The organism is Nocardia sp. NPDC047654 (assembly GCF_043205035.1).
In the GTDB taxonomy this organism is placed as follows: domain Bacteria; phylum Actinomycetota; class Actinomycetes; order Mycobacteriales; family Mycobacteriaceae; genus Nocardia.
On the sequence record NZ_JBIDDF010000012.1, the window covers coordinates 66,665 to 92,591 of the forward strand.

Consider the following 25,927-nt stretch of genomic DNA (forward strand, 5'->3'; position numbering starts at 1 on the left):
TTCGTGCCAGTTGCGGGTCCAGGGCCCCTGCCCGGACGGCAGGGTCAACGGGTCATTGGGCGACGTCATAACAAGTTGGCCCACCGGATCTGCACCAGTTAACTTATGATCGTAATATTACGACCGTAAGCCAATGTGGTAGACTTTGGCAAGCACGAGATTTCGATAGCGATCGGGAAGTCAGTAGCAATGCCGAGATATGACGCGGAACACAAAGCCGAAACCCGGCGCCGGATCATCGATACCGCCAGTGCACGCTTCAAGCAGGCCGGCATCGATGCATCGGGCATCGCGACACTGATGTCGGACGCGGGCCTGACCAACGGCGCGTTCTACGCACACTTCGCCTCGAAGGGCGATCTGGTGGCCAACGTGATGGCCGATCAGCTGCGCATCCAGCACGAGACCCTGAGCGTGCTACCGACCGGACGCGCAGCAATCGAAAAGTTCGTGCACGAGTATCTTTCGCCGTTCCATCGCGACCATCCAGAGTCGGGCTGCCCCAACGCCGCCCTGCTCGACGAGGTCGGCCGCTGCGACAATGCCGTGCGCCAGAATTACACCCACGGCATGCAAGCCATCGTCAACGAGATCGCCGCGCGCTTGTCCCCGGATGACCCCGCTGGAGCGCGCACCACCGCACTGGGACTGTTCACCATTCTCGTCGCCACCCTGCAACTTGCCCGCGCCGTCTCCGACCCGACACTGTCCGACGAGATCCTGGCCGCTGGAATCAGCAATGCCCAGAAGCTCCTCGAAACCTGACGTGCACAGGCACCTCCGCTCTTCAGGCGGCCCCAACAAGAAGAAGCAGCCTCATGAAGGGTTTCGTCGACGCGCGATACGGCCACACAAGGTACCCACAACGGCCTCCACGCCGCCGCCCACGCGGAGGCCAACAGAAAGGCAGATTGTCATGAAGGCGTTCGTCGTCCGGAAATACGGCAAGGACGGCCTGGGTGCCGCAGTGGTACCGAAGCCGACCGTGGGCCCTACCGACGTGCTGGTCAAGGTGAGCGCAGCGAGCATCAACCCGTTGGACACCATGATCCGCAACGGCGAATTCAAACAGCTACTCAAGTATCGCAAGCCATTCATCCTCGGACACGACGTCGCGGGAGTAGTCACCGAGATCGGTTCGGCAGTAGAGGGTTTCGCGGTGGGCGACGAGGTCTATTCGCGGCCTCGCGACCTGCGCATCGGCTCGTTCGCCGAGTACATCGCGATCGATCAGGCCGATGCGGCATCCAAGCCGGTCTCGTTGAGTTTGCACGAAGCCGCAGCGGTTCCGCTGGTCGCTCTCGCCGCTTGGCAGATCCTGGTCGACCGCGCACACGTGCGGCCCGGTCAGAAAGTCCTCGTTCACGCCGGTGCCGGAGGTCTGGGGTCCACCGTCGTTCAACTCGCCAAGCACCTCGGCGCGCACGTTGCCACGACCGCGAACGGTCGCGACACCGACCGGCTGCGCGCGCTCGGCGCCGACATTGTCATCGACTACACCAAGGAAGATTTCTCGCAGGTGCTGTCGGGGTACGACTTCGTACTGGACTCACTCGGCGGGAAGAACCTTGAAAAGTCTGTCACCGTACTCAAACCCGGAGGCCTGGCCATCGGAGTCTCGGGCCCACCCGACGCCGGCTTCGCCAAGCAGTTGGGCCTGCCCCGTTTCATGAAGCTGCCGCTGGGTCTTCTCAGTCGCAACATCCGCAACGCCGCGAAGAAGCGGGGCGCGCGGTACGAGTTCTTCTTCATGAAAGCCAACGGAGCGCAACTACGTGACCTCGCCGCCCTCTACGACGCCGGCGTCCTTCAGCCGGTCCTGGACCGAACCTTCCCGTTCGACCGAACCCTCGAAGCCCTCGCGTTCGTCGAACAGGGCAAAGCCCACGGCAAAGTCGTCATCACGATGGACTGAGCCTCCCCGCCATCACGGAAACAACCGCGGTAGCCACCACGCCGGTGGACTAATTCGGGCGCATCCGCGAGCCGCCCCGGGCTCTTGCACCAGGAGGCGCCGATCAGGTCCATTACCCCGGATAACGGGCTGTCATCCGGGGTAGTGTCGGAGACGGCCTGCGGTGATCCCGCCCCCGGACCGGGCAAATACCTCGCCGACCGCGACATCTGCCCCGACACCGGACTCGCGCGGCTGTCCTACGACCAGGCCCGCGATCTCCTCGACGCCGCCACCGCCACCGATGGGCCCGCCACCGGCTGGGACCTACACGAACTCCGGCACTCCGGCCTGACACACCTCGGCGAATCCGGCGCGAGCCTGCTCGAACTGATGGCCGAGTCGCGACACCACAAGGCCGAGAACCTGCCCCGTGGGGTCACTTGCGCAGGTGGCGAACGAAGAAGTCGCGCGCGGCGGTCGATGCCTGGCCGAACTGTTCCTCGTACACCGAGAAATGGCCCCCCTCGATCAGTTCGAGCTGCTTGGGTTCCAACGCCTCGGCGTAGCTCTGCAACGCCAGATCGGTCGGTGTGAGGGTGTCGTTCGCGGCAACGATCATCAGCAGCGGAGTGGGTGAGACCCGGCGGATGAAGGCTTCGGGAGCGTAGGACTGGAACTTATCGATACTCGAGACCGTCACTTCGTTACGCCAAGTGGGAACCTGAGGCCCGTTGTCCATGAGCCACCGGTGAACCTCGACGCCGGGCATGGCAACCAGTTCCGATGGATCGTCCGACGCCGCCTTGATCGTGGCATGCGGCGCGCCGGCGAAGCGCTGCTTTCGATCGTCGGCGATCGCCTCGTGCACAAGGGGCAGTTGCACCGACGGAACCAACCGCGTGAAGGTCGCCCAGCCTCGAGTCAGGGGCACCTGCGACACGACGGCGCGGACCCGGCGGTCCGTGGCCGCCACTACGAGCGCATGCGCGCCCGCGTAGCTCGTCCCCCATACCCCGATTCGTTCCGCATCCACGCCCTCGAGCTGCTGCGCGAAGGTGATCGCGTCGCGGTATCCGTCGATCTGCGCCACCGGGTCCACCTCGAAACGAGGCTCGCCGTCGGAGGTTCCGAACCCGGGATGGTCGTAGACCAGGCATGCGAGGCCCGCGTCGGCCAGCACTTCGGCGAAGGGGGCGACCCACTCCTTCACTCCCGCGAAACCGTGCGTCATCACCACCAGCGGTGCGTCAGCCACTGTCTCTGTCGGGCGGTACAGCCACCCCCGCAACGTCACACCCTTACTGGCGAACTCCACGTCGGCGCGCACGGCGAGCCCCTTTCATTACAGAATGGAACGTAATGATGCGAGGGTAGTGGCGCTCCCGAGTGGCGTCAATCACACTGTGAAAATCCGACGGCGTCCAGCGCGGATCGCACGGTCAGCCGTACCAGACGCTCATCGATGGGGCCGACGGCCGGAAACAGCGCACGCATCATCATCGGCCCGGTGATCAGATCGCAGATCCATTCCGGGTCGGTCCCCGGCTCTATCTCGCCCCTTGCCACCGCCCGATCCAGGATGGAAGCGGTGGATCTGCGGCGCGGCCGGAGAAATCGCTCATGGAAACTGACCGCGAGCGCCTCGTTGCGCGACAAGTCATCGAGCAGGCCGGGCAATGCGTTGCCCAAGACTTCGTCGGTGAACAACTCCATCTGGTGGCGCTGGATCGCGAACAATTCCGCCTCGATACCGCCCAGATCCTCCGAACCGGGATGTACCCCGTAGCGGTCGATCAAGACCGCGACCACCAGCTCGGCCCGGTCCGCGTAGCGCCGGTACAGCGCCGGTCGCGTCGTCGCCGCCTCTTCGGCCACCGCTTGCAGGGTGAGCGCGCCGTACCCACGCTGCGCGATCAGCCGCGCAGCGGCGTCGAGCAGTGCTCTGTCCACTGTGCGGTTCCGCGGCCGCCCCACACTCGGCAAGTCTTGACCGTCAAGCATCCGACCACCGTACGACGGCCGATAACGCCCGCGAACCAGGTCGGTGGTGTGGCGACCATTTATCCTCTGGCGGAGATGACACTGGCGGCCCAGCCCGGGCCAGAGGCGAGAAACGTCACCCGATGCGTACGAACAGCCCATCACAGGCTATTGTTGATCGAGTGCGTGACATGTCACGCCAAGCGTCGTAGATCGCATTCGCTTCGCAACCAGCGCTTGCCGCATCCGCTCTTCTTACGGCGATCGATTTTGCCCATCGGCAATCTCGCCATTTCGTGCCCCGGCGCGGACCCGGAAGGTCCACAGACGGCTCGGGCACCACCTGATGTCCGAAAGGCACCGCACCACCTATGAGTTCTGCTGACATCTCTTTTGCCACGCTCGGCGTGAGCGCACCGCTGGTGAAGGCGTTGACTCGCGCCGGGATCACCGAACCTTTCCCGATCCAGACCGACACCCTGCCCGATTCGCTGGCCGGACGCCACGTGCTGGGCCGTGGCCGGACCGGTAGCGGCAAGACGCTCGCCTTCGCCATCCCGATGGTCAACCGTCTCGGCGGCGGTCTCGCCGGTAGGCGCGCACCGAGCCGCCCGACCGGCCTGGTGCTGGCGCCGACTCGGGAATTGGCCAGCCAGATCACGGCCGCGCTGGAACCCCTCGCCGCGGCCTATCGCATGACCGTCACCACGATTTTCGGTGGCGTCCCGCAGAACCGGCAGGTCCGGGCGCTGCGCGCCGGTGTCGACATAGTCGTCGCCTGCCCGGGCCGGCTCGAGGATCTGATGAACCAACGTCTGATCTCCCTGGACGCCGTCGAGGTAACCGTGATCGACGAGGCCGACCACATGGCCGACCTCGGGTTCCTGCCAGGCGTGACCCGTATTCTCGCGGCCACCCCGAATGACGGTCAGCGCCTGCTGTTCTCGGCCACCCTGGACAACGGCGTCAACAAGCTGGTCAGCCGCTTCCTGCCGGACGCCAAGCTGCATTCCGTCGATGAGGCGAACTCCCCGGTCGCCGCCATGACACATCACGTTTTCGAAACCGCGAGCGTCGAAGCCAAGCGCGAGGTCGTACACCGGCTCGCCTCCGGCTCGGGTCGGCGAATCCTGTTCATGCGCACCAAACATCAGGCTCGCAAACTGGCCAAGCAGCTGACCCTCGCCGGAATTCCGGCCGTCGATCTGCACGGCAACCTCTCGCAGGGCGCCCGCGACCGCAACCTCGCGGTCTTCGCCGCCGGTGATGCCCTGGTGCTGGTGGCGACCGATGTGGCCGCGCGCGGCGTGCACGTCGACGGTGTCGAGCTGGTCGTGCACGTTGATCCGCCCGCCGAACACAAGGCGTACCTGCACCGTTCGGGCCGTACCGCCCGGGCGGGCAACTCCGGTGAAGTGATCACCCTGGTGCTGCCCGGCGAACGACGCGACCTGGCCGACCTCATGCGCAAGGCCAAGATCACTGTGACCCCGCAACGGGTCACCGCCGATTCGCCCGTGGTAGCCGAGCTCGTCGGCACGATCGCCCCATTCGTCGCGCCCTCCTACAGCGAGCGGGCGGCACGTGAAGACGACCGCCGTAGCAGTGGCGGACCGTACCGTAGCAGCGGCGGACCGCGCAGGGGCAGTGGCGGACCGCGCCAAGGCAGCGACCGTCGCAACGGCAGTGCGGCGCAAGGTCGGTCGCGCGCCAAGCCGCGCTCTCACTCCGCGCGCGGAACGGCCGCATAAGGCCCGTTTTCGGTCGCTCCCCCGGACAAGCCCATGCCGGGGTCGCCGGGTCGCTGAGCGTCTCCGGCGAACAGTTCATCGAATGCTGGTGAACGTGGCGACGCCGATACTGGCGGGCAACCCATCGAGTGCGAGGCAGTCGCGCCCGATGGGTTGCCGTGCGATTGCGTAGCCGGGAAATCTGCGGGCGTGGCCTAGAGGACACGCCGGGACATGACCACGATGATCTCGTCGCGCTCGTCACCGTCCCCGGACTCCGCGTCAGCGCGCCTGTTCCACCCGGAACACGCCGATCCCGATGCCCTCACCGAACCCGGTCAACTCGCCGCACACGGGAAGGGCGCTACACTTACGCCAGTGCCCGGACGATGATCGGGCTCCGTCGTCTCGAACGCTGAAACCGGACTGCCTCGAGATCCCGCGTACGTCGCTGCTCTTGCACCGGACAACGGCCGATATCGCGGCACAGGCGCAACGAATACTGGGCACGAACCGCTGATGACACGGGACGATCCCGTATGTCGGACGCACCGACATACAGCGGGGCACGTGATCTCCGGGTGCGACACACTGTGGCGCAGGACATCCGCAGCAGAAGGTAGTGCGCCTCAAGCACGGCTGCGGTAGGCGAGCCCGGAGGAGGAGCCGGGCCGCACCGACCGGTCTGATTCCGTTCAGGTCAATCGCGGTGGAACCGCCCTCGGTGACAAGCTGCTGCAATTCTCTGTCCGCGACCTTGATCTAACCGGCTGCGAACGTCCGGGTGCCGGATGCCGAATGCCGGACGCCCGGCTCAGCTAGCAGCCGTGCGTGGCTGTGGCCTCGATCGCCCTCTTCATCTCCGCGATACCCAACTCGGTCCGGATCCGGATTTCTGGTGCGAAGGTGTCGGGCAGGATGTCGCTGATCCAGATGAGCCGAGCTTGATTCCCCTCGTCCCGCACCTCGAATGAGGCATGATGGTGATCTAGTGCGGGCCTGGATCCCTCGACCACGGAGTAGGCCAACCGGCGGGCTTGGTCATCGTTCGAAACGATCAGCTCCCGGACGACATGTCCGTCGGGGAACATCAGGAACCGCTGTACTCCGTCGATGCGGGTATCGAGAACTCGGCCGGGTAGTAGCCGCTTGTGAACGGCGCCCACGTCGCGCACGACATCCCAAACATGTTGTGGCGACGCATCGATGATGACTTCATGCCGAATGGAGGCCATGGTGCCAACCTACCGCGCGAAACCTTGTCCGCACTGATGCCGAAGGTATCGGACAGCAACGACAAACCGTGCTGGCCTGCATCCTTACCACCTGAATTCCGTCACCTGGGACCGGCGACGGCGCCAAGTCAGGGCGATATCTCGACCGAAGGCCAGGCCCGCCGAGGCGGTCGCCGCGGTCGACTTCGCACCGCTCGGAGACGGGTTGCGGCGCAGAACCCGCCAGCGGGTGTCGACTACGGCAGCGGTGACAAAGCACGGGTGGCCGGTGCCCAGGTGGGGCCGGCGGCATCGGTCTCGGGGAAGTCGGCGGGCATCGCTAGGCCACCAGCGTCCAGATCGTCAGCGCCGCGAGCACGAGGAGATAGGCCGCGCCGGTGATGGTTCCGATACAGTGCACGCGGCGACCCATGTGCGAATTGGCTGTGCGATCGTCGAGAATCGGAATCAGCATGCCGTTGTCGCCGCCGTCGGCCAGGGTCAGCGCGGTGGCGAGGAGAAGCACATCGGCAAGTACCAACAGAGGCCAGGCGGCATGGGGCGCGCAGAATCCGGCGAACACCAACGGCCCGAACAAGATCAGCGGGACCAGCCCCAGCGACACCAGGACGCCGATCAGCAGAAACCAGCCCATCGAGGTCAACCGCGCCAGAGCGGCGAGGGTGACCACGACCAGTTGGACGAACCCCATGATCATGTCCGAATTCATACCAGCGAAGGCTGACGGCGCGGAACCCGTCGCCGCCACAGCACGCTCACTCATATCCCCTCCGCCGCAGAGCCGTACCTCGAATTCAACTTCGATATTCGGCGCACGGCGTAGGCAACCGTCCGCAGAGAACGCCTTGTCGCATCCGGGCTCTGGAAGTTGGGTTCTGCATCTCGTCGTGGTGATCCGAGTTCTGCTGTGATTTCGGTCCGGCCGCAGCGCGGCGGCGGGCAACCTGCGCTGGGAGCAGAGTGGGCGGGCTGTATTCCCGCACGGGCACACAGCAACGAATGGGCGACGGCTGCAATCGGGTTGGTTCGCGACAGATTCGCCGGTTGTGCTCGAGATGGGGGACGTGACTTCGCTCAGTCTTGGAAGGCCGGCCTCCGCGGTGATGGGCTGCGCGGCTGCAGGAAATTCATTCGGGCCGCGCCGGCAACAATGATTTCCGTTCGCCGCCATGAGGTCCTGGACGTCGGGCGACGAAATTCGCGATATGTGGGGCGGAGTGGGAGTCGAGTTCTTCCGTGCAGTCGGCAAGAGCTTCCTGCATGAGCGCGATACGCTTGCCGATCGGAACGTTCATCAGCGACGGCAGAAAGGTGACCCGCGATCCATGACTATAGAAACCATCGAGTGTGAAGCGAAATGCTTGACTGGGTTTCAATGGCAACGGCCAGGCCTCGATCTCGACGTCGACAAAACCGGCCGCGTGTAGCTTCGCTGCTTCCCAGGCCGTATCCGTGAACTGACCGGATGACTCGTCGTTCCGGACGCCGGGATCGATACCGTGACGCGCAACGGTAGATTTGAGCTGGTCGACATAGATTTTGCCGAATCCATTGTACTCGTCTCCTGCAATTCTGATTTCGCCGAGATACTTGGTCAAGTTGAATGCCCATCTACCGCCAGGTCTGAGAACGTCGAATACGGCGCGGTGGAGTGAGGGCCTGTCGTGAGAAGTGTAATAGTAGGTGAAACTGGAAAAAACCGCATCACACCCGAGGAACCCCTCCTCTTCTGCGATCGACTGGATCTCTTCCGCCTCGCCCCTATGGAAGGTGATCGGACATGGATAGGCTCTCTCACGGGCTCGCTCGAGCATCGGGACGCTCGGATCAATCGCTAACATATGGCCCCACCTCCCGACCCCGCGGGCTAGAATCTCAGTGGAGAAGCCGCTGCCCGCGCCCACATCGATTACCACACCACCACGAGAGATTCCCGACACTGTCATCAGCCGTTGGGCTGCAGTCGAATAGAGTTGCCCATATTCGTCGTTCAGGTGCTCGTACCGGTCTGCATAGTCGGCAGGCAAGGAATTCCAATCGAATACTCGAGGCCCTCTGTGCGGCATATTACCCCCACGGTGTGGTGGCCGATTTTCGACATTGCCGAAACGCTGGGTGCAACTCACTTCAGTCGGCCGATCATGCCTTGGGCGAAGCCGGTAACCAGCGCGGCAAGGCCGAAGGTTATTACGCCCGTCAGCACATTCGTTGCGAATGCAGCAGGAATGGCGATGACGGCGCCACCCGCAATCGCGATGACCGGCTCGATCGCCGACGACCAGATTCGGTACGTCACGCAGCCGCTGATTGTCTGACCTTGCCGCGGCTCCCAGCTCGTGTACGAGTACACCGCACGCCCGTCGATCTCCGCAGTGCGTTCGAAGGCATGTAGCGAGGTTTCGTTACTGTCGACGCTCAGGCTCGCACCTCTCGGAAAACCGAGTTTGGTCTCGAAGTAGTCGGTATGAGATACGAAGGTGTATGTCCAGACGAAGGTGTGACTCGTAGAGAATAGACCACGGCGCGTTATATCTATCGAATTCTCAAGTGAGTAGCTGAATACTAACTCGATAACCCTTCCCTCTGCGCAGTCCGTCAGATCGAAAACAACGGTGGTGCAGGCAACATCGGTCGATATCTCTGCTTGCTCGATGCGATACGCCAAAGGATTCGGAAGCACTCGAATGTCCAGGGCGAACGGCGGCCGTCGCGGCGGATGTGGAATACGCCAACGATATTCTGGCGTTCGCTCCTGCAGATTGCCGAGGCGGAGTATGACGCGAATCCTCCTGGTGAGGTCGCCAGTTTTCGACAGGTCGCTGTCGAAGACAACTGCCACCAACTGATGAGGGGACGGGGTGGCGCTACCGAATGCCATGTCTTGCTCGCGCAACTGGCGGTAGATCGCACGCTCATTGGCTTGTCGCCGTTGAGCGGGCCGTGAGTGTTCGTTACTCACCATCGGTCCCTCGCCTACCTCGAGATGAGCTACGGCTCGCATAGTCTTGGCACTCCGATCATAGCCAAGCGTTCGGCGAAACAACCCTGACATGCCAGGCTGGTCTTACCAGCACTCGACAATCCGTTGAGCAACACAACCTGCCCAGCGCAACATCCTTCGCGGGCTAGATCGTGAACCCATGGTAGTAAGGATGGAGTTGATGCCGCAGCCGAAGCCCGCATCCGATCGCTCCTGACACGGCATGTGCGGGTGTTGATGGTGCGGGGGATGCGGTGTCGTCCAGTTCCCGGATGGTGTGAGCACGATTCTGCCGAATACCTCGCCTGCTGCCAGTTTCGATGGGCCACAACGGCCTGCGCCAGGGAAAGCGTCTCGTGCACGAACGCGTTCAACTCGCCACGAGCTGCGGCGGCGAACAGTTCGGCGGTCGCGGCGCCTTTGTCCGGCGCGGGCACGGTGTCGGCACTGAAGGTCCCGAACGACAGCGATTCCCTGAACGCCGCAACCATCTCCAGCGCGAGATGGATTTGCCGAAGGCTGCCGCGTCGAGCAACTGACGCCCCAATTCACCGATCTGCCCCTCGGCGAAGCTTGTGCGCCCTGACTCCGGCATCGCTGGACAGTAGTCCACCTCGAACGCAGTTCGGATACGTGGATCAGTTGACCGCTCCACGTCCTCCGCCTCGGCGTTTCAGCTCCGAAGCGGCGGTGGCCAATTCACCCGCGAGGGTGTAGGCGCCGACCAGCGACAGGTCCGCGCCCTGCCCCGACAGCGGAGAGGCGCAGTAGCCGGCGTCGCCGACGAGGGCTATCCGGCCCGTGTGCCAGGTGTTCATGTCGCTGAGCGTCTCCGGTGAACCGGTCATCGAATGCTGGTGAACGTGGCTGATGACACCGGTACCGGCGGGCAACCCATCGAGTGCGAGGCAGTCGCGCCCGATGGGTTGCCGTGCGATTGCGTAAAGGTTTTGCTGTGGCTTGACGACCAGCCGCCAAGTCGCGGCAGGCGCGATCGATTTTCGCCTGCGCAGTCATGACCGGGACACAGCCCGTGCTCGACGCCTTCTCGACTGGTGGAGAAGCAGATCCGATGTCCGCCACGATCGTGGCGGTGATGCGCGCGAACTCATGGCTCGAGTCGCGACGCGGCCTGAGCGCCCCGCTATCGCCCTGGGGTGGCCCTAAGCCCGTGACGGTTCAGGAGTCGTCGTGCACGGTCGCCGGCTGGTGAGGCGAGTTGCCTGGGCTCCCCGACCACGGCGTGGCTCCCGCCGGTCGATGAGGCGTCTCGGCGCAGGGATCCGGCAGCGGGCCGGTATGGTCGGCGCCGAGAGATCTCCGCCACGGATGCGGGGGTACGGGATCGACTGGTACGTACGCCTCAGGCGGGGTGCTGCCCCTGCGTGACCCTCGCGGTGATCGGCGATCCCGCGCAGAATCTATCGGTTCGAATCCCTCCGGTGGCCGGCTGCCGATGAGGCCTGGTGGACGATCGCTTTCACCTTGCCCAGCCGCCGGTTTCGGCGCCGGATCGGCCTCTGTGGCACCACCTGTGCCCGCACCGGGCAAGCCACTCGCTCCGGAATCGGGCGCGCTATCGCTTGCCCCGGCGGCGGGTGCTTCATCCTCGACGAAATGGTCTACCACCGGTCGCCAGTCACCGAGCGCTCGAGCGCTTGTCTCGGCGCCGACCGGATATCCCAGCCACGAAGCCACCGTGAGCACCCGATGGTCCGTGTCGGTCGTAGGAGAACGGCTGCCATCCAACAGCGCGGTGGCAATGGCCGGGTCCGCACGCGCCAATCGCGCCACCACATCCGGGTCGGGCCGCGGGGCCACCCCGAACTCGTCCAGTACCAGGAACGACTCAGCGGCGTTGAGTAGCGTCAGAATCCGAGAGGCGTCGGTGTGCCGACCCAGCCGCCGGAGCTCGGTGACCGGATCGGTCACGGCCGATTCCGACACCGAATCCGCCCCGCCGACCATCTCCGTCAGCTCCTGTTCGATCCGATCAGCCTTGCCCTGCAGGCGATCCCAGACCGCCGGATCATGTCGTCCCAACCGGGCCATCTGTGTCATCGCGGTGGCGACGTCTCGCTTCCACAGCATCGTGTCCCTGACCCAAGGCAGCAGGCGGGCCGGCAAGTCGGCGTCAACCGCATCCCGCCACTGCTCGAAATCCGCACCCTGCAAACGATCCAGCGCCAGATTTAGCGCCCATTGCAGCGGCACCGCCTCTACTTCGTCCGGGTCTATCTCGATCAGTTCGGCCAGCGACACGCGGAGAGCGTGCCACCGCTCGGTCGCGTCGACGGAATCGACGGTAGGCTCCACAGTCCCCATCGCATCGCCCGGGGCCGGTGCGGTGACCGGGCTCTCGACCGGGAATGGAATCGGCCCGAGCTCACCTGGGTCGAGGACGGACTGCCCGGTCATCAGGTCGGTCAGTGTGGGCCCGGTGAGCCGAAGTTGCGGATAGTCGCGACCCAGGAGCGGAAGCAGGAATCCGCCGACCATCATGGCGATGTTGGAGCCGGAGCTCGAGCGGTGCGGCTCGACATCTATTCCTGCCAGCGACCGCCGGAGCTGATCGGTGGACACCTCGGCTTCGCCGGCCGGGTAGAACGTGACGAAACCCGGGCACACACCCCCACGGTCGGCAGCGCGTGCCTGTTTCGCCGGTCCGGTGATCGCGACCGACGTGATCGTCCGGCTCGCGGTGTCGAATTCGACGGCGAATCGCGGCGGGTGGCGCGGCTCGGTGAAGTCTCCCAGTGTGGTGAACGTGACCCCGGCCATCACACTCAGGCGGCTGGCGAATTCCAGGACGCCGTGCTGGATGGCGGCCCACGGCCAGCCCTCGATCATGTCGGCATGCTCGGCGAGGCTTTCGAGATACCCGCGCAGCACGATGAGCACGCTGCCCATGTTGGTCGCGGCGCTGAGCACCGTGTTGTTGCCCGGTATGTCGAACTCGTCGACGGAGTGGGCCGGCAGATCGAGTTCGGCCCGGCGGTGCGGCGGGATCGAATTCAGGATGGGTGCCCGGTCCCGGGTGCGTTCATCCTTGATCGCCGCGAGATCCTGCCATGCCAGCCCGTCCACCAGCTCCCAGACCGCCGTCAGGTGCTCCACCGCCGCCTGCATGAACACGTGCCGGCCGCTGTGGCGGGGGTATCCGTCCCGGCCGTGCATCACGTAGTCGTCGTCCAGCCACGACGCGATGTAGCCCGGCTCGACGTGCGAATACGTCGACCGGAGTGCCGCCGTAACTCGCTCGGGACGGTGCATCATCTGCTGCAACGCCGTCTCGGTCAACTTGTACTGCAGGCATCCCGAGGCGATCGATCGCTCCAACGAATACCGCAGGTAGGCAAGCTCATCCGGTGGGAACAACTCCGCCAGCCGCCGGCTGGTACCACCGATCTTCAGCGGCACATCCGTTTCCGCGAATCGCCGCCCGATCTCGGTGATAATCGCGGGTCCCAGCGACGGGTCTTCGAGCACCCTCGTCAGGCCCTCCTTCAACAACCCGCGGATCAGCGATACGACCGTGCGGGGCACATGCGCCGACGGCAGCCACTCCGTCGGTACATTCACCTCTCCCGGCGAGCCCACCGGCTCCCGGCCAACCGCACGGCCGTCATCGTCCGACGATGGATCGGATGATTGCTCGGCACCACCCGCCGCGCGGCGCACTGCCGGACCTGGCTTCCCGCTGCTGCGGCCCATCCCCTGCCGCGATGCGCTACCCGGGTCCCGCGACCATGGCGTGACCCCCGGCACCGCCTTGTCTGACGTCGATCGATGCGCCGTCTCCGCGGCAGGATTCCGTTGTGCGGCGGGGTCGTTCGATTCGGCACTGGAAGATCCTCGCCGACGCCGATCGTCCGTGGAATCGAAGTTGTCGGATGGTTTGCTGCCGATGTATCCGCCCGGGCTCGGCTCGCCCTTGCCGTGCCGAGAATCGCTGTTGCCGTCGGCGTATCGCCCGTGTTCGGAGTCGATGGGTCGCGGGATCACCCTGCGGCCGGGTCGACGGCGATCCACCGATGCCAGGGTGGCGCCGCGTCCGGCGGTGATCTGCGCGGAGTTGGTCAGTGCTTCGCTGGGCTGCCCGGTCGCAGAGTCGTGGTGCAGATAGCCCTGATGCACGGCCTCGACGCCGGCGAAGGCCGGTGAGTCGGGGAACTCGGCGCCGATTCGTTTGCCGCCGAATGCCTCGGTCGCGGGGTCCATGCCGAGGCCGAGCCGCGGGTTGAACCGGCTCCATGCGCCGGGCTCGTCCGCTCCGAACATGGTTACCGGGTCGCGCCACGACGCGAGGACATAAACCTGGCCTGGGCCGAGGCCGAATTCCTCGGCGTGCCGGACCGGACCAGCTCCCGGTGACCCCGACAGGGTGATCGAGCCGACCAGACCGGCGAGCCTGCCGCCGCGGCCGGCATAGCATGTGGTGACCGAACCGTAGCTGTGCCCGTAGAGCCGGTTGACAAGCCTGCTGGGGGCGGCGGTTCCGGCGCGACGCCGGGTGGCGTGCAGCGCCGCGATGTCACACAGCAACCGGTCCCCGCCGACCCGTGCGCGGCGTCGGAAGGCGGCTTTCACATAGCCGGTGTTCACCGGCCCGGTCGGCGCGTCATATCCGATCCAGATGATCGAGGCCAGCTCCAGCGACGGATCGACGCGCAGCGTCTCCGCATACAGGTTCCGCAGTGGCTTGAACTGGTAGGCCAGCGAGGAAGACGTCGTATTCGTACCGGGCACATGCCAGTTCACCGTGTGCGCGGTGTCGACATTGCCGAGCGCGGCGACGACCTTGCCCTTGCCGCGGAAAGCGGTGGAGTCGTAGCACAGCAGGTGCACCGGAGGACTGCCCGGTATCTCGGCGGCCTGCAGGTCCAGCTGTTGCAGGTGATTTCGGACATGGATCAGGTTGCTGAACTGTTTCCTCTCGGCGGCAGTGAGTTCGGTCCGGATCCAGTCGAGCATTCCCACGCCGACCGGCCTGCGGGCGACGACCTCGTCCAGCTCGCGGCGGATCGACAGCCGGTTTGCGTGGTCGCGGATCACGGCGGGAAGGCCGTCGGCGTTACCGATCTGGTGTGGGTAGACCTGGATGAGCGCCCGTTGCGTGCTGCTCAGCCCACCGGGCTCGGCGGGGTCGCTCAGCGCGTCCCACCACTCGCCGTTCTCGGTCGCACGGCGTTGTGCGGAACCCGCCGACAGGCGATGCCCCCAACGCTGCAACCTATCCGCGTCGTCGATACCGCCCGCGCGCAGCGCCTCGTCGGCCAGTCGCCGCTGTTCGTCATCGAAACCGTGATCCACGGGCAACGAGCCCCAGCGGTATGTCACGGCCGCATCCGCCTGCGTCGGGTCCTGCCGGTCCATCCATTCCACGACCGCGTCCAGACATTCGTTCGTCGTGTACGTCTGGGCTGCCGCGGAATGCGTGTGCTGCACCGCGGTAAGAAGTTCGTTCTCCGCGAGGTATTGTCCGGGCTGGACTTCGCTTCTGTCCGAATCGGTTTCGCCGTCGGTGGACATTTCCGCGCGGGTCGCGATCCGCGTCGCGACGTGTCGGACGATATCGACCGCGCGCAAGCCACGCACGGAGTCCTCGGGATCGAAGGTGGCAGGTGATACCACCGGTCCGAACCGGTTGATCAGGAGTTGGCGTTCGGCGGCGGTGAGTTCGTCGAGTGCGGTCTGCAGGTCGGCCGGACTCGCCTCGGCCAGCGCGGTGGCCAACACCGCCTGCGACCGGTTGTGTTCGGCCGCGAGCGCACTCACCGATCGACGCGCCGCGAGGAGCGCCATGTTGCGGATCACCTGGCTGCGTGCTCCCGCTCGGACTTGGCGTAGCGCTCTCCGACGATCCGAACCGAGTTCTTGCACAGTGCGTTCCAGCTGCTCTTGGCTCGCCTCGGCAATCAGTTGTCGCGGATCCGGTTGGTCGGCGCCGACGAGGGCGGCGTACATGGCCGCTCGGAAACGGTCGGATTCGGATGTCGTGGACGGGTCGGCGAGACGGCCCGTCGTCACAAGCCGCACCCGCTGATTTCTGAGCTTGCGGCGGACACTGGCCAGCTTCGCCCGCACTTCACGCTCGGAAAGATCGAGCATGATCGCAATCTCGGCGTGCGTAATGCCCTTTCGCACATGAGCGAGAATTTCGGTCTCGCTGGGTGTGAGCGATAGTCCGTCGATGAACTCGCGCGACCAGGGCGTCGTCCGCGGCGTCTCCTCCGAAGCCTGCCCATGTGCTGACTCACCCGGTTCGGGTGGTCTGCTCCCGATGAACCCGCCCGGCTTGGTCGTACCCTCCCCTGGCTCGGAATCGTCGCGCGGCGCCGATGTAATCGGCGACTGATCCGGCTCCGCCCTCGCCTGCTGCTCGCTGGCGACGACGTCGGCGGGTTCACGATACTCGAACGCACTGCGCAATCGGACCACCATATCGGCGAGAACATCTCCCGCAGCAACAACCGGCAACCCCACCTGCTGGGCAGCGCGGACCAGCGACATGCCCTCGACCAGATGAAGCATGACCAGCCGCTCCGCAGTGGCGGGGTCGGCCATGTCGGCCAAGGCGGCGCGGACCGTCATCGCGAAGTCACGGTCGGCGAACCCTTGGGGCACCGGATCGGCTACGGTCCAGTGCCGTGACCCGTCGTTGCCGCTGATCGGGGCGTCCAGCCGCAGAATGGGCCGAGCCAGGATCTCCCGAGCCAGCCCGACGTCGGCCACCTTCAATCCCGCTCGTCGCGCGATTTCGCTGTCCTCGAGCGCCGCGCCCTCGGAGACCATCCGATGGATCTGCGCTTCCACCGTGCTCACGAGCTTACGTGTGCGGTTGTCGAGTTCGGGGAATCGGAGCGCGAGACGGTACCGGAACACCGCCGCGCGGCAACTTGCCCAAGCATGGGCGGCGAACGAGGCAGACGGAACGTGGTTGGTCATCGCGCCCAGCATCCCGACCCAAGCGGCCTGGACGGCCTCGTCACGAATGTCTGCGGGTTCGCGACGCGCCACCGCCTCCGGAACCCACGCGAATCTCTCGAGGATCTTGTCCTGAGCCGCCTTTTCTTCGGGCGAACCCACCCGAGTCACGAGATACCGTTTGAACAGTTCTTCTTCGTCTCGATAGCCGGACGGCTCGTAGCGATCCGCATAGAACCGCTCGACGATTTCCAGCAACAACTCGCCACCGACGCCCTGCGCTCGACACAGTTGCCGCAATGTGCGCAGCCGCGGAAGATAGAGATCGTTGTCGATACTGGATACGGTTTTGCGAGGCATCCGCGCTCGCTGCGCGAGTTCGGCCGCCGATATCCCTTCGTCGTGACGTAGCGCCGCGATCCAACGCCCCAGCGATCGGTGTGAAGCGGGATCGATATCGGCGGTGACATCCGGGTAGAAATCCCGCACCGCATGGATCAGCAGGCCACCGGAGACGCTCAGCGCCCGGCAGATCCGCCGGAACGTCTCGAACCGCGGGCGCTGATTCTCGGTCTCCACCTGTGCCAGGTACTTCGTGGACAGACCGGTCACCCGGGCGAGTTCGGCACGGCTCATGTCCCGGTCGTTACGCAGCGCGGTGATCCACCCGCCGAGGTCGTGTGCCGCCGGTTCGAGATCGAGATCGACCTGCGGATAGAAGTGCCGGGCTGCTTCCGCGAGCGATACGTCATCGATCCCCAATACCTCGCAGATTCGCCGGAAAACCGCGAACCTCGGTACATAATTCCCGGTCTCTATATGGGCGAGATGCCCCCAGCCGGGCCCGATCGCTTTCGCGAGCTCGGTCCTGGTCATATCCCGGTCGTGCCGCAGCGCCACGAACCATCTGCCGGGTGCCGCGGGATCGTGCGCCGTCGGATCGAGATCGAGCACCAGATCCGGATAGAAATGGTGTGTAGCGGTGCTGAGGTGTTCCGGCGCGACCAGAGCCCGGCAGATCCGCCGGAAGATGATCGAGCTCGGAATGTATTCTCCGCCCTCGATTCCGGCGAGGTATCCCGCCGACGTGCCCGCGGTGCGCGCCACCTCGGCCTGGGTCGCGTCCTGGTGGTGGCGCAACGCCACGATCCAGTTACCGGGTGCGCCGGGATCGTGCGCCGTCGGATCGATATCGAGCACAAGATCCGGATAGAGGCTACGTGTAGCCTCCGCCAGCGCCTGCTCACCCACACCCAATACCCGAGCGATTCGGAAGAAGAGGTTCGGTGGCGGGCGGTCCCCGTTCTCGATTTCCCCGATCCGCGTCGGCGTCACTCCGACCGCGCGTGCGAGGTCCGCCTTCGTCATGCCCTGGGTATTACGATGCCCGGCGACCCAGCCACCCGGCGAATCATGCGCAGCCGCATCGGTTTCGAGCTCGACATCCGGATAGAACCGCCGAGTGGCCTCGGTCAGCGCCTCGCCCCCGACCCCCAGCGCGCGGCAGACCTGCTGAAAAGTGCCGAGTGACGTCCGTCGCCCGTTCTCGATATTGGACAGCGCGGCATTGGAAAGGCCCGCCGCTTGCGCCACGTCCTTCTGCTTCATCCCCTGCTCGAGCCGCAACCTCTTGAGCCACGCGCCCCGCGAGGCGTCCAACGACGGATCGGACTGCTCCGGGGGACGGCTGCCGATGAATCCGTGGTTGCCGGCCGAGGGCGGTCGATTCCCCTGCGCCGGCGACTCGACGACGAGGTCCGGCGTGATCTGCGGTGGCCGACCGGCGGAGACGTACTGGTGGATCACCCACTGCGGCGTGCCGACCGCCGCGCCGTGGATGTCCGCCTCGGCGAACCCGACGGCAAGGGCCTCGTATTCACGAAGCGTCGCCTTTGTTCCGTCGACGAAGGCGTACATGGGCAGTCGGGCCAGCCAGGTCTGCTCGGTTTCTCGGATCAGGCCCAATTCGTGGAGCCGGGACCAGGTCTCGTTCAGCACCTGCCGCAGGGTTACCGACAGGAGCTCCACCGCATCGATCGCGTGGACGAATTCGTGGACGGCATCGTGGTGGAACGGTCTGTCACCGATCGGATTGAAACCGCGCTCCCGCATCTCGATACCGCGTTCGACAGTCCATGCCGGCCTGCTGGCATTGCGCAAGCTGAACTGTATCCCCAGGGTTCGAAACGTGGTTTCGGAGTCGCGCTGGGCGAAGGACGCGGCGCCGGCGTTCTCGTTACCCAGGTAATCGATCCATAGTCCCCGGATGTTGGTGCGACCCGGGAACCTGGTGAACATCTCGTCCAGCGCGCCGAGGATCTCCTCGACAACGTGGGCGGGAACATCCGGATGTTCGAACCCCACGATCGTGATGTGCGGGTAGTCGAGGTTGAACGCCTCGACCAGCCGCGCCTTGGCCTGCGCTTCGACGTCGAGCCCGGCGCGATGCGATATCTCGCCCGGGGTTTGCGCGGCGCGCCACTCGACCTCCGCCAGCGCGTCCATGTACCGGCCGTGTATGTGATGCAGCGCGGGCTTGTACTCGTTGGGTACCGGAAGATCCGAAATCCACGATTGCAGGTACGCCACCCGCTCCCGAATGGCCGAGAGCTCCGGCCTCGGAATGCCGTGGTGCTGCCACACCTCACGGCCGTCGATAGGCCGCACGAACATCGCGGCGAACGCACCTGTCGGCGTCGCGTTGATCGCGGACGGGGCGCGACCGCCTCGCACCTCGTTGTCCGAACTCACACTCCACTCCCGCGCAGCGCGGTTCGTCCTGGTCACCGCGTCGAAAAGGCCGAGTCGCCCGGCCATGCGCGAGCCGAGAATCTCGCGGTCCAGTGCCGGCAGGCTGTCGCCCGGCTGCCCGGGAGTGATCTCCCGATAGACGGTGTCGTCCTGCAGAATCAGGCACGTACGCGCGACCGGCGCGTCCATGATCTCAGCGACTTTCCGCTGCAGCACCTGCTCGAGAGCTGCGATAGGGTCGGTGTACGTCTCGGCGAAGACGCGGGTGCCGGTGCCGAAGGTCACCGATTCGACCCGCACCCCCGGCGCATCCTCGACCAGCGAGCGGTCAGCTGCTCCGGACGCCCTGCCTGCGAGCACCAAGTCCTGGAAGTCGGGACCGGCTGACGCGTCGTCGCCGGACGCGTTCTCTTCCCGCGGCCGACTGCCGATGAATCCCGGTGGAACGCTCCCATCGCCCAGCAGCTCCGCCACCATTGCGCGCTCCCGCTGTCGGGACATGTCCGGTGAGGACACGGCCGAGTCACTTCGTGCCGGGCCGCCGGGCCGCGGAGTGGATTCCCCCGGATAGCTACCGTTATCACCGGCGAACGGGTCCGGTCCGGTGGGCTGATGTCCGGGAGGGTCACTGTCGGCAGCCGTTGTCCCACCGATGTCGGGCAGCGGAGATCGGACTGCGGCCGGGTCCGATAGTGGCAGGCTGCCGATGGGAACACCGTGTTGACCCGACCGCGACAAGTCGGGTTCCCGTCGGATCGCGGGGGTGGGAGTGGACGCGCGGATGTTGTCCGGAGGCTCACCATCAACAGGTGGTCGATAGCCTGCCAGTGCGAACTGGCCCTGGCGAAATGGTGGGCTGCGGCTCGACCATTGCGATGGTGGGGACCAGCCCGGCTCCTGGGAGGAGACGACCGGACGCTGCGGCGTGGTCAGGCGAGCGAGGGGTTCGCCCGTATGGTCGAATTCTATTGCCAAGATGTCGCGGTCGGCTTGGTCGAGCTGGTCTATGTAGGGCTGTTGTTTGTGTTGCCACTGCTGAAAGGGGACGGCTTTGTTCAGCAGCGCACGGGATTCGGCCAGATCCGTGGGGGTGATCGGAGCCTCTCCGAGGGCGGCCGCTATATCCAGGACGACCAGATTCGGGGCATCTGCCCGGACACTGTCGTTGACCAGCAGCACCAGGTGGCTTTCGACTTCCCCGTTGTTCAGCCACTTGTAGACCAGTGCCTGGCTACCCCCGGGCCGCTCTTTCAGCGAGGCGGCGGCCTCCTCCAGCGACCCGAAAGTCCGGAAGGCACCGCCGAAGGCGCGCTCCGTGTCCTCCTCGGTGTGGCCCCGCAGTGGCATGTCGTCCGGCATGTGGTACGCGTGCTCGTTGTGGGGGTACAGCACCCGCATCATCGTCACGCCGTTGTTGACGCAGCTCTTCGGGCTGCGCTGGTGGATAGCGACGGTGAGGTCGAGCATGGCGTTGACGGCCAGGTAGGTGGAGGCGGCGAGAACGAGGAGTTCGGTGACCGGGTCGTCGGCGGTTTCGCCGGGGCCGAGCATCCGGGCGACCGCGCCGGCGAGTTCGTCGCGAGCAGTGACGCTGTTCACCTCGGTGGCGGGAAGGTCCAGCAGGTCCGCCAGCTCTTCGCGGGCTGTGTCGACGGCGGCGCCGACCTGGCGCACTCCTTCTGCGCCCGCGACCTGGGCGGGATCCCAGCCGAGTTCGGCGGCCAGCCGGTTGCGCCGCGGCGTCAGATGATTCAGCGCTTGCTCGTCGGTGAGGGCGTCCGCCTGCATCACCGCCGTGGGCGGGGCGTGGTCGAGGTGCTGGTTCAGCGCTTCCACAGCAGCGGAGGAGACGCCTGCTCGTTCCAGCAGTCGGCTCAACGGGTCGTCGTCATCGTCGGTGTCGAACACGGCCGCCTGGATCGATGCGGGTATTCCCAGCCACGCGGTCAGCCGCCCGAACCGGTCCCCCCGCAGGTGCGATTGGAAGGCGTCATGGCCGGTGTGCACAGCATCCATCGCGGCCCGGTCCACATCCGCCCCGACGTGGCGGGTGTCCGATCCGGTCTGGTAACTATCCGCCGCGGTATGGGCAGTGCCCGGCCAGGTGTGCAGGAGGCTCGCGGCGTCGGTGTTGTGGGGCGAGATTGCCGAGGTGGCAGCCAGATCTCTCGCGGCAGGGGGCGCGTGGGCCTGGTTGGCGCGGCGCATCACACGCTGCAGATACGTGCGGTCGGCCGCGTCGTCCTGCAAGGGGGACGTCAAGCTGCGCATCTCCCGCTCGGCCGCGGCGACATCGGCCGCAGCAGCCGCGACCTTGGTCCGCGCCGCCCGCACGGCCTGCCCCGATTGTGCAGCGTCCGTGTTACCCACCTGACGGGTGGCTTCGGTGTACTCGGCGGTGGCCTCGGCGTGCTTGGCCACCGCGGCCCGATAGTGGGTGACCGCGACCCGCGCACCGTGATGCTGAGCCTCGCTGTAGAGGCGGTCGGACGCGGCGACGTTGAAACAGAAGCTGCCGTTGCGGCCGTTGCGGCCCGCGCGCGCCGACCACTGATGGTCCTCGTCCGGATTGGTCGGCGAACGCCCCAGCATGTGCGCGTGCACCCCGCCCAGCTGGTCGACCTCGTCGCTGATCGACACGTCGAAACCCCGGCCCAGCATCCCCGTGCCGACAGTCACCGCGCCCCGAGCGCCCGCGGTGTCCTTGACCGACAGCAGGTGTTCCTCGGCGGCATTGTTGTCGCGGTGATCGGCGAACCACCGGGCGTCGATCGCATTGTGTTCCACGCCCGCCTTGGTCAGCATCAGCGAGAAATTCCGAGCCACATCGTTGAACGGGCAGATCACCAGCACCGGCCGCCCCTCGCCCTGCAACTGCTGCACCCGGCCCACCGCGTCACGCAATTTCTCCGGCTCGGTCAGGAATATCCGATCCTCCTCCCCTGCCAACTTCGAACGACCGAAGTCCTCCACCTTCGCCAAGCCACCCTCGACCGGGAAATTCTCCTTGATCTCCGCCGCGGTCCGCTCCAGCGTCCCCGACATCAGATGCAATTTTTCGTACCTGCCGAGGACATCCTCCACGGTGACCTGTTTCGATCCCGTCCCATCGGAATACACCGGAGCATCGAATATCGCCTCCACCATTTTGTGGCGGCCCCCGAACCACCTGCTCTCGGTGCCGATCTTCGGATCGCTTCGCGGCTTGCCGTACTCGTCGAGAATCTGTACCTTTTTCTCGAGACCCGCTCCGAAGATCTGAAAATCCCGATTCAGTTTCAGCCGACCGGCTTTGACGTCGAGAAAAGCACGAGCCATCTCGGTTTCCTCAGCGGTGAAGTTCCGCCCGGCGTACCTTTCCCACAACCGGTTCACCGTATCCAGGCACTGCTCGGGTTGCTCGCGCAGCGACCGCGCCGACAGCGTCCGCGCCGCGCCGACCTCCTCCGCCGACAGCGCTCGTACCGCCCCCGCCTCCTCCGCCGTCAACGGCCCATCGTGCAGTGCCTGTTCCAGATGCACCGACAGGTCCTCCGACGCCGTGATCCTGCTGCGCAAGACGGCTTTCAAGAAGTCCCGCACCCGGTACACCCCCGCGGCCTCCACCTCCGAGGCGATCTCCCGCGGCCCCTCGGACTGATAATGCACCGTCTGGTTGTGCACCAGCACCGCGTCCGCCTCATCGATGGTCGCGGTCTTCCCCGGTGGCGGCCGGTCGAACAGCTCGGCGGTCGCGCGCTCGTCGTAGGTCATGTAGTACACGGTCGGACGTTCCGGCTCGACCGGCGGATCGTGTGGATCCCAGCGCGCTACCTCGTACCCGAGACTGCGCAGCATCGGTGCGAATTCCCGGACTCCCTCGTTGGCCAGCACCTCGGTTGTGGTGATCACATGATGCACCCGCACCGGTTTACCGCTCGCCTGCTCCACCGGCTCACCGCGCGACAACTGCCACAACGTATCCAGCGCGCCGACCATGGACTTGCCCTGCCCTGTGCCCATCTGACGCATGAACCCATGCTCGCCGAGCAGGAACGCCTTGATCTGATTCCACCGCGGTGTCTTCCCGGTCCCCTCGCGCATCGCATCGATGTACCGCAGCAGCGACTCCACTCGATCGCCGTGCTCCATCGCGTGTCTGCGCTGCTCCCACGACTCACCGGCCAGCTCCTCGCGCCGCAGCCGGTACAGTGTCAGCGCCTTCTGCGCCGCGGCTTTGAACTGCGTCTGCTGCTCGGGGCCGAGGTCCTGCTTCGTCGCCGGATCCGCCGAAGGCAACCCCACCAGCTCCTGTGCCAACTCCTGCGCTGGGCGGCTGGGTTCGTCGTACCCGGTCGGGCGAGCATCAGCGGCCGCATCCTCGGAGTTCCCCACAGACGACCCGTCCCGTGGCGGTAGGTCCGCCTGCTGCGGCGCCGTAACCCGGGCCGGGGCCTCGCCACCCCCACCATGGCGGCCGGATACATCGCCCACCTCCACCCGCGAATCGACCTTCGCCGATCCCGGCCGCGCGAGGGCAGGCTCGTGCCCAGCCGTACCGTCACCGACCGGAGCCCGGGCCCTCCGGCTGCCACCGACCGCGGCCGCTTCTTCCTCGCCATGCTCTGCCGATCGCTGCTGTTGCCAACCGGACTGGTCGCCGCCCCTGCCCGACAGGGCCGTACCGGAAGCCACACCACCTCCAGCCGGCGCACCACCAGCACCGTGGACACCACCATCGGCCTGTGCATTGCCACCACCGTGCGCGCCGCCACCCGCCTGCCCATTGCCGGCGTGGGCGCCGCCACCATCAGCTGTCCCACCGTCCCCGGTTCGCGCTTCGCCGGTGCCACCGGTCTGCGCGCCGCCGCCATGCGCGCCATCGCCAGCACGGGGCTGCGCAGCGCCAGCACGGCCTTGCGCGTCCCCGTCGGCCTGCGTGCCGTCACCGGAGGGATCATCGGCACCGGCGGAGAGGTCTACACCGGGCGCTCGATCCTCGGCACGGTCCGCCGCTGCCCGCTCGCCCTGCCCCGCAGGCGAATCGGAGTCCCCCGGTTGCGCGTCCGCCCCCGCCTGACCGCTCACGTGTTCAGCCGAGCCCGGGGTGCGCTCATCCGGTCCCGAATCGGCGAGGCGACGCGCCAGGTCTCCCGCCTCGTCCAGCTCATGCTGCCCATCACCCGTCGCTCCCGACGGACCCGACGAGACGGGGATCTCTTCGGGCTGTGATTCTCCGGCGCCCATAGCGTCGCCCGGCGAGGCCGAGTTCACGGGCTGCGGCGCGGAACCGCCCTTGCTGTCCACCGCGACAGGCGGGGCGGGCGTCAGCGATTTCACACCCTGGGGTGCCCCCGCCAGCCGCGTCACGGCATCCTTGCTGAGACTCACCGTCGAAGGATCCGGAGAGACGTAGCCCCCGCTGCCGTCGACCACTTTCCCGAGGGGGGAACCGAGATCCGAGTGGGCGCGACCGTGCACATCGACGACTCCGCCGAGTCCACCGCTGAGCAGCGACGCCAGAACATCTTCGAAGTTTTCCGGCCAGCCGGTGATCAATGCCGCCGCACCCAGACCCGACACCGCGCCCGCGACCCCCTGCATCAGCCCGAGCGCCGAGCGGCTGGTCTCCAGACGAGGAAAGACCTTCGGCGCGAACATGCCTGCGGCTATGCCGCCCACCGCACCCCCCGCGCCCGACACTGCTGCGGCTTCGATCGACTTCAGATCGATACCCCTCGGGTTCTCCCCGTTCGGGCCCTTGACGGTCGAGTTCCGGTCCCCGGACGCGACCTGCATAAGCTGCGCCCCGAGATCCACCCCCGCGGGCAGCGCGGCGGCCTTGCCGACGGCCAGAACCAACCGGTACGGGCCCAACGCAGAGAGTCGGGCCGCCGTCGTCGCCGCGCTCACTTTGTAGGCCTGCTCCAGGCCCGCGCGCATCAGCGCGACTTTGCCCCGGCCCTCGACCAGCATCGACTCCACCACCGGAGCCGCGGCAACCTCTCCGGCCGGGCCGGCCGCGGCGGCTGCCGAGACCGTCGCGACGATGCGCCAGGCCAGCTCGATGCCGAAGGCGAACATTACGCACAGCGTTTTCTCCGCATCGTTGGCGGCGGCATGCGCTTGATCGGCCAAGGCCAACGCTTCCTCGCGCAGCCTGGCCGCGCCCTCGCGGTGCAGATGCAATATCTCGCGCACTCGGTCGCCCAGCATTCCGAGCGAATCCTCCTGCGCCAGTATCGTCTCCGCGTCCTCCGCGTGACCGTTCATGGCGGCGGCCTTGGATCGCAGCTCCGCGGCCATCCACCGCATCCCCGACACGTCGGCGCGCGGCAGGTCTCCCCCGAAAACCCCCAGTTCGACCGGGCGCCGCACCGGAGTGGGCAAACCCTCGAACAATGTGCGCAGTTCCACGACCGGGTTCAGCGACCACGAACCGTCCACC

Annotated in this window: 11 protein-coding genes; 3 read left to right on the forward strand and 8 right to left on the reverse strand. The window is 66.1% G+C overall.

Going from position 1 to position 25,927, the window contains the following annotated elements; genetic code table 11:
• Positions 1-135: 135 nt before the first annotated feature.
• Positions 136-765 (forward strand): TetR/AcrR family transcriptional regulator, encoded by a 630-nt coding sequence (locus tag ACGF7Y_RS25855; RefSeq protein ID WP_393237536.1) that lies wholly within the window; start codon positions 136-138, stop codon positions 763-765.
• A gap of 151 nt (positions 766-916) precedes the next feature.
• Positions 917-1,915, forward strand: coding sequence for an NADP-dependent oxidoreductase (locus ACGF7Y_RS25860; protein WP_393237911.1), 999 nt, complete (start codon positions 917-919; stop codon positions 1,913-1,915).
• Between the two features lie 418 nt (positions 1,916-2,333).
• On the opposite strand, the gene ACGF7Y_RS25865 is transcribed toward ACGF7Y_RS25860, so the two are convergent.
• The gene (locus ACGF7Y_RS25865) at positions 2,334-3,224 is read right to left on the reverse strand and encodes an alpha/beta hydrolase (protein ID WP_393237539.1); all 891 of its coding nucleotides are present in this window, start codon (positions 3,222-3,224) and stop codon (positions 2,334-2,336) included.
• 65 nt (positions 3,225-3,289) lie between these two features.
• Positions 3,290-3,847 carry a TetR/AcrR family transcriptional regulator gene (locus ACGF7Y_RS25870; RefSeq protein ID WP_393237541.1) on the reverse strand — a complete coding sequence of 186 codons (558 nt, stop codon included), beginning with the start codon at positions 3,845-3,847 and terminating at the stop codon, positions 3,290-3,292.
• Between the two features lie 401 nt (positions 3,848-4,248).
• Between ACGF7Y_RS25870 and ACGF7Y_RS25875 the strand changes: the two genes are divergently transcribed.
• Complete coding sequence (locus ACGF7Y_RS25875) at positions 4,249-5,628, forward strand: DEAD/DEAH box helicase (RefSeq protein WP_393237544.1); 1,380 nt, start codon at positions 4,249-4,251, stop codon at positions 5,626-5,628.
• Between the two features lie 797 nt (positions 5,629-6,425).
• On the opposite strand, the gene ACGF7Y_RS25880 is transcribed toward ACGF7Y_RS25875, so the two are convergent.
• From ACGF7Y_RS25880 to ACGF7Y_RS25905, 6 genes are all read right to left on the reverse strand, one after another.
• Positions 6,426-6,842: an SRPBCC family protein gene (locus ACGF7Y_RS25880; protein WP_393237547.1), complete on the reverse strand. Its 417-nt coding sequence runs from the start codon at positions 6,840-6,842 to the stop codon at positions 6,426-6,428.
• Between the two features lie 319 nt (positions 6,843-7,161).
• Positions 7,162-7,551 carry a hypothetical protein gene (locus ACGF7Y_RS25885; RefSeq protein WP_393237550.1) on the reverse strand — a complete coding sequence of 130 codons (390 nt, stop codon included), beginning with the start codon at positions 7,549-7,551 and terminating at the stop codon, positions 7,162-7,164.
• Between the two features lie 418 nt (positions 7,552-7,969).
• Entirely contained in the window at positions 7,970-8,869 is a 900-nt protein-coding gene (locus ACGF7Y_RS25890) for a class I SAM-dependent methyltransferase (RefSeq protein ID WP_393237552.1), read from the reverse strand.
• A 95-nt stretch (positions 8,870-8,964) separates the two neighbouring features.
• The gene (locus tag ACGF7Y_RS25895) at positions 8,965-9,804 is read right to left on the reverse strand and encodes a hypothetical protein (RefSeq protein ID WP_393237555.1); all 840 of its coding nucleotides are present in this window, start codon (positions 9,802-9,804) and stop codon (positions 8,965-8,967) included.
• Between the two features lie 656 nt (positions 9,805-10,460).
• Entirely contained in the window at positions 10,461-10,670 is a 210-nt protein-coding gene (locus tag ACGF7Y_RS25900) for an FAD-dependent monooxygenase (protein ID WP_393237558.1), read from the reverse strand.
• 331 nt (positions 10,671-11,001) lie between these two features.
• Complete coding sequence (locus ACGF7Y_RS25905; protein WP_393237561.1) at positions 11,002-25,926, reverse strand: helix-turn-helix domain-containing protein; 14,925 nt, start codon at positions 25,924-25,926, stop codon at positions 11,002-11,004.
• Between the last annotated feature and the right edge of the window lies 1 nt (position 25,927).

What these genes read in the sequence shown, in the direction of transcription:
- ACGF7Y_RS25860 (WP_393237911.1), top strand. Translation starts at nt 917, where the DNA reads ATGAAGGCGTTCGTCGTCCGGAAATACGGCAAGGACGGCCTGGGTGCC.
- ACGF7Y_RS25875 (WP_393237544.1), top strand. Translation starts at nt 4,249, where the DNA reads ATGAGTTCTGCTGACATCTCTTTTGCCACGCTCGGCGTGAGCGCACCG.
- ACGF7Y_RS25880 (WP_393237547.1), bottom strand. Translation starts at nt 6,842, where the DNA reads ATGGCCTCCATTCGGCATGAAGTCATCATCGATGCGTCGCCACAACAT.
- ACGF7Y_RS25885 (WP_393237550.1), bottom strand. Translation starts at nt 7,551, where the DNA reads ATGAATTCGGACATGATCATGGGGTTCGTCCAACTGGTCGTGGTCACC.
- ACGF7Y_RS25895 (WP_393237555.1), bottom strand. Translation starts at nt 9,804, where the DNA reads ATGGTGAGTAACGAACACTCACGGCCCGCTCAACGGCGACAAGCCAAT.
- ACGF7Y_RS25900 (WP_393237558.1), bottom strand. Translation starts at nt 10,670, where the DNA reads ATGACCGGTTCACCGGAGACGCTCAGCGACATGAACACCTGGCACACG.